Annotated in this window: 6 protein-coding genes; 1 reads left to right on the forward strand and 5 read right to left on the reverse strand. The window is 73.3% G+C overall.

Annotated features, from left to right (window positions below):
* Positions 1–470 (reverse strand): proteasome accessory factor PafA2 family protein (locus ACOJUF_RS15945; RefSeq protein WP_420122815.1); only part of this gene is annotated, 470 nt, incomplete at its 3' end.
* Between the two features lie 73 nt (positions 471–543).
* Here ACOJUF_RS15945 and ACOJUF_RS15950 point away from each other — a divergent pair.
* Entirely contained in the window at positions 544–1,761 is a 1,218-nt protein-coding gene (locus ACOJUF_RS15950) for an FUSC family protein (protein ID WP_420122811.1), read from the forward strand.
* A 93-nt stretch (positions 1,762–1,854) separates the two neighbouring features.
* Here the strand turns inward: ACOJUF_RS15950 and ACOJUF_RS15955 are convergent, their stop codons facing one another.
* The 4 genes from ACOJUF_RS15955 to ACOJUF_RS15970 all read right to left on the reverse strand — a co-directional run bounded on the left by ACOJUF_RS15955 (position 1,855) and on the right by ACOJUF_RS15970 (position 6,997).
* Entirely contained in the window at positions 1,855–2,868 is a 1,014-nt protein-coding gene (locus ACOJUF_RS15955) for an aldo/keto reductase (protein ID WP_420122812.1), read from the reverse strand.
* 10 nt (positions 2,869–2,878) lie between these two features.
* Entirely contained in the window at positions 2,879–4,579 is a 1,701-nt protein-coding gene (arc, locus tag ACOJUF_RS15960; protein ID WP_420122816.1) for a proteasome ATPase, read from the reverse strand.
* Positions 4,580–4,943: 364 nt separating this feature from the next.
* The gene (locus ACOJUF_RS15965) at positions 4,944–5,774 is read right to left on the reverse strand and encodes a tRNA (adenine-N1)-methyltransferase (protein WP_420122813.1); all 831 of its coding nucleotides are present in this window, start codon (positions 5,772–5,774) and stop codon (positions 4,944–4,946) included.
* Positions 5,771–6,997, reverse strand: coding sequence for a site-2 protease family protein (locus tag ACOJUF_RS15970; protein ID WP_420122814.1), 1,227 nt, complete (start codon positions 6,995–6,997; stop codon positions 5,771–5,773). The genes ACOJUF_RS15965 and ACOJUF_RS15970 overlap by 4 nt, the downstream gene beginning before the upstream one ends.
* Between the last annotated feature and the right edge of the window lie 389 nt (positions 6,998–7,386).

Here is a 7,386-nt window from a genome sequence, read left to right on the forward strand (position 1 = left end):
TTCTCGTGGGTGCCGTAGGAGGCGCCCTTGCCGTCGACGTTGTTCTTGTACATCTGGATCGGCTTGGACCCGGGCAGCGAGGCGGCCAGCCGGGCCGCCGCCTCCATCACCCGCTCCCCCGCCTTGTCGTAGAGCACCGCGTCGAGCGGGTTGGTGACCTCCGGTGCGGAGAACTCGGGGTGGGCGTGGTCGACGTACAGCCGCGCGCCGTTGGACAGGATCACGTTGGCCGCGCCGATGTCGTCGACGTCCGGTTCGGCCGCGCCGAACAGGGCCGAGAGGTCGTACCCGCGGGCGTCCCGCAGCGGCGACTCCACCTCGTAGTCCCACCGGGGCCGGCGGGCCCGCGGCGCGGCCACCGACGCCGCGTAGGCCAGGACCACCTGGGTGGAGGAGATCACCGGGTTGACCCCGGGTTCGCCGGGCACCGAGATGCCGTACTCGACCTCGGTCCCCATGATGCGCCGCACTGTCATTCCTCGAATCTAGTGAATGACCCGGACCGGTGAATCGGAGGCCGGACGGTCCGGCAGGATCGGCGGCATGGATCGCGCAGCCTCGCCCGACACCCGGGACGGGACCGGCCCCACGTCCCTGGATCTGATCCGGCGCCGGTGGCGGGCCCTGCGCGGCACCGACGCCCGACGCAAACGGTCGATCGGCGAGCTGCTGGACATCGATCGCGGCGTGATCGTGCAGACGGTGAAGGTGGCCGTCTCGGCCGGTCTGTCCTGGGCCCTGGCCCAGTGGTGGCTGGACTCGCCGGCCCCGATCTGGGCGCCCATCACCGCATCGCTGATCGCGCTGCTGACCGTGCGCGCATCGGTCCGGGACGCCGCCGAGAAGGTGCTCGCGGTCACCCTGGGCATCCTGGTGGCGATCTGGCTGGGCAGCCTGATCGGCCTCCACGCCTGGTCGATCGCGGTCATCACCGGGATCGGGTTCCTGGCCGGCAAGGTGCTGCGGCTGGGCCCGGGCGCGGCCGCGCAGATCCCCATCAACGGCCTGTTCGTGCTGGCCCTGGGCAGCGCCGGGATCGAGCAGCGCTTCCTGGACACGCTGATCGGCGCGGGCGTGGCGGTGCTGGTCAACTTCGTGGTGATCCCGCCCAACCACGTCGCCGCGGCCACCCGGTCGGTGGCCGACCTGGCCGACGGCATCGTCGACTCGATGACGGCCCTGTCCCGCGGCATCGTCCGGCCGTGGCCGAGCCGGGACGCCCTGGAGTGGCTGCTCGACGCGCGGGCCCTCGGCCGGCTCTCCGCATCCGCCGAGGCCGAGGTCCGCAAGGCCGACCAGTCGCTGTCGCTGCACCCGACCCGCGCGTCCTGGGCGGCGGCGATGGTGCGGCTGCGGCAGGCGAACGAGACGCTGCAGGTGGTGGAGCTGCAGAACCGCACGATCACCCGGACCGTGCGGGACCTGTCGGTCAAGATCGACGAGCGGGACGGCCGGCAGCTGCCGATGCCGATGGCGTCGGCCATGCTGCTGGCCACCGCGGACGCGATCGAGGCGTTCGCGCCCACCGGCCGGCGGGCGGAGAAGGACGCGCCCCTGCACGTGGTCGCCGGGCCGGCCCGGCGGGCGAGCGCGATCGCCCGGGAGCGGATCGACGCGATCAACGCCGACCTGGCCGACATGCTGGCGGCCAACCTGTCCCGGGGGGTCTTCCTGGGCACGCTGGTCGTGGAGACCGGACGCATCCTGGACGAGCTCGGCGCCGGGCTGACGGCCCTCGAGGAGTCGGCCGGGGAACGCTGACGCCCGGTGGTTCGCTGATCGAACCCGCGCCGAACCGGACATTTCGCCGCCGCGGGCCCGGCTTTGATCAGCGAACCCTGGGCGAGCGGACGGCTAGTGCCAGCTCAGGGCGGAGCGGTCCTGCCAGTAGTCGGCCGGGTCCATGGCCAGCTCCGCGACCAGGGCGGTCAGCTCGTCCGCGGCCAGCTCGACCGCGTCGGCCCGCAGGTTGGCGTGCAACTGGTCGACCCCGGCCGCGCCGAGCAGCACCCGGTCGGCCCACGGCTGCTGGGCGACCGCGGCCAGGGCGACCGCGTCCACCGTGGCCCCGTGCCGGTCCGCCGCGGCCCGCAGCGCGGCCGGCGGGTCGACGACGAGCCGGCCGTTGGCCAGCGACTCCTTGACGATGACGGTCAGCTCCCGGCGGGAGGCCTCGCGCAGCGCCGGGCCGGCCGACGGCTCCAGCAGGTTCCAGGTGGCCTGGACCGCGGAGAACAGCCGGGCCCCGTCGACGTCGATCTCCATCGCCCGCCGGATGATCTCGCCCTGCCGGGCCCCGGACGAGGAGAAGCCGATCGCCACCCCGTCGTCGCGCAGCGCCCCCAGCGCGCGCAGCAGGTCGTCGTCCTCGAACAGCGGCGAGTCCAGCGTCAGGGAGTGCACCTGGTACAGGTTGAACCGGGGCAGGCAGGCCCGGGTCAGGGCCAGCTGCTCCCGGAAATGGGCGACCGAGTGGTCCTTGACCTCGTGCACCGCGGCCTGCATGTCCCAGTCGCCGACGTACCGGTAACCCCACTTGCTGGAGACGGTCGGTGCCCGGGTGACCCAGTCCGGGTCGGCCGCGGCCCGGGCCCGCCACCAGTCGCCGACGAACTCCTCGGCCCGGCCGTAGGAGCGGGCGGTGTCGATCCAGTCGACGCCGGCGGCCACCGCGGCGTCGAGCATCACCGCGGTGTGCGCGCGGTAGGACTCGACCGACCGGTCGGCCGGCAGCTCGCCGGCGCTGCCGGTGTTGATGTACGCCGGGCGACCCAGCACCGCCGTGCCGAGCGCCCACCGGGCCCGCCGTCGACCTGACGGTCGGCGGATCCGGTGGGCGCTGGGTGTGCTGAAGATCGGGTCGACCACCCGGCCGAAACTACAGGTACTGGCCGGTGTTGGACGCGGTGTCGATGGCCCGCGAGCCCTCGGACTGCTTGCCGGAGACCAGGGTGCGGATGTAGACGATCCGCTCGCCCTTCTTGCCCGAGATCCGGGCCCAGTCGTCCGGGTTGGTGGTGTTGGGCAGGTCCTCGTTCTCGGCGAACTCGTCGGCGATGGCGTCCAGCAACTGGGACACCCGCAGGCCGTTGATCCCGGTCTCGATCCGCGACTTGATCGCCGACTTCTTGGCCCGGTCGACGATGTTCTGGATCATGGCGCCGGAGTTGAAGTCCTTGAAGTACAGGACCTCCTTGTCACCGTTGGCGTAGGTGACCTCCAGGAACCGGTTCTCGTCGGTCTCGCCGTACATCCGCTCGACGGTGTGCTGGATCATCCCGGCCAGGCACGCCGCCCGGTCGCCGCCGAACTCGGCCAGGTCCTCCGGGTGGATCGGCAGCTGGTCGACCAGGTACTTGCCGAAGATGTCGCGGGCCGCCTCGGCGTCGGGCCGCTCGATCTTGATCTTCACGTCGAGCCGGCCGGGCCGCAGGATGGCCGGGTCGATCATGTCCTCCCGGTTGGAGGCGCCGATCACGATGACGTTCTCCAGGCCCTCGACGCCGTCGATCTCGCTGAGCAGCTGGGGGACGATCGTCGTCTCGACGTCCGAGGAGACGCCGGTCCCGCGGGTGCGGAACACCGAGTCCATCTCGTCGAAGAACACGATCACCGGAGTGCCCTCGGAGGCCTTCTCCCGGGCCCGCTGGAAGATCAGCCGGATCGTCCGCTCGGTCTCGCCGACGTACTTGTTGAGCAGCTCCGGGCCCTTGATGTTGAGGAAGTAGCTGGTGACGGTCTCCTCGCCGCGCAGCGCCGCGACCTTCTTGGCCAGCGAGTTCGCCACCGCCTTGGCGATGAGCGTCTTGCCGCAGCCGGGGGGGCCGTAGAGCAGCACACCCTTGGGCGGGCGCAGCTGGTACTCGCGGAACAGGTCGGCGTGCAGGAACGGCAGCTCGACGGCGTCGCGGATCTGCTCGATCTGCCTGGTCAGCCCGCCGATGTCCTCGTAGGCGACGTCCGGCACCTCTTCGAGCACGAGGTCCTCGACCTCGGACTTGGGCACCCGCTCGTAGGCGTAGCCGGCCTTGGAGTCCACCAGCAACGAGTCGCCGGGCTTGAGCGCGAGCTCCAGCAGCGGGGCGGCCAGGTGCACCACCCGCTCCTCGTCGGCGTGCCCGACGACGAGAGCCCGATCCCCACCGAGGATCTCGCGCAGCGCGCAGACCTCGCCGATGACGTCGAACTGGGCCGCCTCGACGACCGTGAGCGCCTCGTTCAGCCGCAGCTGCTGGCCCCGCTGCAGGGTCTCGATCTCCACGCTCGGGGAGACCGCGAGCCGCATCCGGCGGCCGCCGGTGAAGACCTCGACCGTGCCCTCCGGCCCGGCGGCGACGAACACCCCGTAGCCGCTGGGCGGCTGGGCGAGGCGGTCGACCTCCTCCTTGAGCTGCAGGAGTTGCGCCCGCGCGTCGCGCAGGGTGACGACCAGCTTCTCGTTGCGCTCGGACAGCGCATTGATCCGGTTGGCCGACTCGGTGAGTTGGCGTTCCAGCGGACGGGTGTCCGTCGGGGTGATGGCCAGCCGCCGGCGCAGCTGGGCGATCTCGTCGTTGAGAACCCGAATCTGAGCGGTCAGTTGCGCTGGGGTCTGGCGGTAACCATCGGCGGGACTCGCGTCCCGGTCGGCCTCTTCCGAGGAGTCGTAGCCGGTCACAGTGCCTCCCTCATCATGGAGCTGCAAAAACAAAGCCTACCTGCGCCTTCCGCCCCGGGACCGGAACCCGGGGGGCGACGCCGGTCACGGGCCGCGCCCGCCACCACCTGCTTGACAGAGCCGCCCGCCACCCGTTCTGATGCCGGACCAGGCAGTTTCCGGCGGATCCGTGCCGTGGGGCCCGACCGCGGCCCCGTCGTCGGCGCCCCGCGGTCGTGCCCCGCGTCGCGGGATCGTTACCCGCCCGACATACCGCGACAATCCGCGGCCCGGATGCCCGGGCCGGTCACCGCCCGCTCGTGGTCGGCCGCCGCTGCGGGCGGGGCGCGGTCACCCCGGGCGCGAGCCGGCGCGCGGTGAGCAGGAACGCGGTGTGCCCGGCCATCCGGTGCTCGGGCCGGACGGCGAGGCCGACCAGGTGCCAGGGCCGGTGCAGCGTCTCCCAGGCGGACGGCTCGGTGAAGCCGCCGTGCGCCCGCAGGTCCTCGGCGATCCGCGAGAGCTGCGTGGTCGTCGGGACGTAGACGGTGAGCACGCCGCCCGGGATGAGGCAGTCGGCGACGGTCGGCAGGACGGCCCACGGTTCGAGCATGTCCAGGACGACCCGGTCGACCGGTTCCCGGTGCTCGTTGAGGTCGGCGACGGTCAGCGTCCAGTTGGCCGGCCGGCCCCCGAAGAACCGCTCGACGTTGCGGACGGCGTGGTCGGCGTGGTCCTGCCGGACCTCGTACGACACCACCCGACCCTGCTCCCCCACCGCCCGCAGCAGCGAGCAGGTCAGGGCCCCGGAACCGGCGCCGGCCTCCAGCACGGTCGCACCCGGGAAGATGTCGCCCCAGTGCACGATCTGCGCCGCGTCCTTGGGATAGATGACCGCGGCGCCCCGCGGCATGGACAGCACGTAGTCGGTCAGCAGCGGCCGCAGGGCCAGGTACGGGCTGCCGCCCGCCGAGGTGACCACACACCCCTCGGGCTGACCGATCAGGCTGTCGTGGGCCAGCGCGCCGCGGTGGGTGTGGTAGGTCGCGCCCTCCTCCAGGATGACGGTGTATTTGCGGCCCTTCTGATCGGTCAACTGGACCCGATCGCCGGGGCGGAATGCGCCGGAGACGCTCACGCGGTGGGGTTCCTTCCCTGTCGGTGCGGGACGGCCAGGATGTCCGTCGCGCGGATCGCCCCGGTCGGCAGGCCGGTGTCGTCGACCAGGACGAAGATCTCGGGCCCGGGGCGGCGGGCGCGGGCGAGGACGTCGGCCGGGTCGTCGCCGGCGAACACGATCGCCTCGGGCGTGATCGGCCGGGCGGCCAGGGCGGCCAGGGCCAGCGGATCACGGCCGGCCTGGTCACGGGCCAGGCCGGCGTCCAGATTGCCGCGGGCGACCCCGTCGGCCTCGGCCAGGACGACCACACCGTGCGCGGCGGCGGCGAGCGCGGTGTGCACCGGGGCGTCGGCGGCGAGCCGGACGACCGGCCGGGCCAGCGACGGCAGCTCCGTGCCGGGCGGCCAGCCGGCCGGTCCGGTGGCCCCGGCCCCGGAGCCGGTCCGCTCGGGCCCGTCGCCGTCGGACCGCTCGGCGACCAGCCCGGCGCCGACGAACAGGGCCATCACCACCGCGATGCCGGCCGGGAGCAGGGCCGCCGCGCCGTCGGCCACGACCAGCAGCACCGCCCAGCCGAGCAGGGCGCCGACCAGCAGCAGGCCGCCCACCACGGCGGCGATGGTGCCGGCCCGCCGGCTTCCGGTCAGTCCCCACACACCGGCCCGGATCACCCGGCCACCGTCCAGCGGCAGGGCCGGCAACAGGTTGAACGCGGCGATCACCAGGTTGGACAGGGCGAGCAGCAGCAGCACCAGCCAGGTCAGCGTGTGGTCCGGCACGGGTTGCAGCACCAGCCAGCAGGCGCCGGCCAGCAGGCCGGAGACCGCCGGGCCGGCCGCGGCGACGAGTGCCTCGTCCCGGGCGCCGGCCGGCCCGGTGGCCAGCTCGCTGGCCCCGCCGAGCAGGTAGAGCCGGACCGCGACGACCTCGATGCCCAGCCACCGGGCGACCACGCAGTGCCCCAGCTCGTGAGCCAGCACGCTCACCCCGAGCAGCACCCCCAAGCCGATCGCCACCGGCACGGCCACGGCCGGGCCGGTCCCGGGCACCACCCGCCCGATGACCGGGACGCCGAGCACCGCGACGACGGCGACGGACGCGATCCAGGACGGGGTAATCACGATCCGGACGCCGGCGATCCGGCCGACCGTCCACCCCCGGACCGCCGCGAACCGCAAGCCCGGGCCCGGCCCCGACCACAGGACCGATCCGCCGACCGATCCGCCGACCGGTCCCGGCATCGATCCGATGCCCGACGACGGCCCCGGACCGGGCATCGACTCCGGCGCGACGGCGCGCGCCGGTCCGGATGCCGGTCGCAACCCGGACCCGGGCGTGGATCGGGGCTCGCGTCGGGGCGCCGGGGCAGGGCCGGATGTCACGTCCGCAGGGTAGTGGCCGCGCCGCGGCGAGTCGTACGGCCGGACTGTCGGACCGCGGTCCTACGGTGACGCCATGACGGTTGCCTCCCCCCGCTCGCTCGACCGTGACCGCCTCACCTCCCTGCTCCACGAGGAGCGGGAGCGCTTCGTGCGCGACCACCCGCGCTCGCGCGAGCACGCCGAACGCTCCGCCCGCAGCCGGTACAGCAGCGGGCACGACTTGAAATCGCTCGCCCGGGATGGGGACA

Source organism: Nakamurella sp. (genome assembly GCF_048594475.1).
Lineage (GTDB): Bacteria > Actinomycetota > Actinomycetes > Mycobacteriales > Nakamurellaceae > Nakamurella.